The organism is Bacillus sp. VT 712 (genome assembly GCF_001614195.1).
Taxonomy (GTDB): Bacteria; Bacillota; Bacilli; order Bacillales; family Bacillaceae_H; genus Priestia; species Priestia flexa.
The window spans coordinates 1-585 of the sequence record NZ_LWBK01000096.1 but is presented as its reverse complement, the minus strand read 5'-3'; the positions used below and the strand labels follow the sequence as shown (position 1 = coordinate 585).

Below are 585 nucleotides of genomic sequence, written 5' to 3'. Positions count from 1 at the left end.
ATTTAATTAATGACTTGTATAATCAGTCTTCCATTATCTTGACCTCTAATAAGGCACCAAAAGAATGGGGAGAATTATTGGGTGATCAAGCTATAACAACAGCAATTCTAGATAGGATTCTTCACCGAGTAGAAATCATTCATTTAAATGAAGATAGTTATCGTATGAAGCATCGTTCTACCATATTTGGGGAACAAAGTGTTTCAAAATAACGAGCAAAAATTGTTTCATTCTACTTGACGGTCACAACCGGAGGTGCCTGATGTTTTATATGCGTTGTTTGATTACGGGCTTACGTTTAAAAAGCGTTTTAAGGAAAATAAAAAAAGAAGAATGTAAGCCCGAAATAAAAAACAGCGTACCTTCATGGTACGCATGATAAATAGCCGTATTTTTATGATTTTTTATCAAAAATACGGCCTCATCTATCTTCTATTACATGTTGCTTGAATCATTTTAGACCAAGGCATGTATTGATCTAGAATTTCAGGATTTTGATGGATGCCGATATTCGGTAGATCCGTCAAAAGTTTCTTTATATATTCATAGAAATCAATGCCATTACTTTTTGCAGTTTCTGCGATA

General features: G+C 33.7%; 2 protein-coding genes. One reads left to right on the top strand and one right to left on the bottom strand.

Going from position 1 to position 585, the window contains the following annotated elements; all coding sequences use genetic code 11:
• The coding region (locus A2U94_RS21010) for an ATP-binding protein (RefSeq protein WP_197473426.1) at positions 1-212 on the top strand (212 nt) is incomplete at its 5' end.
• A gap of 213 nt (positions 213-425) precedes the next feature.
• Here the strand turns inward: A2U94_RS21010 and A2U94_RS21005 are convergent.
• The coding region (locus tag A2U94_RS21005; protein WP_197473425.1) for a transposase domain-containing protein at positions 426-585 on the bottom strand (160 nt) is incomplete at its 5' end.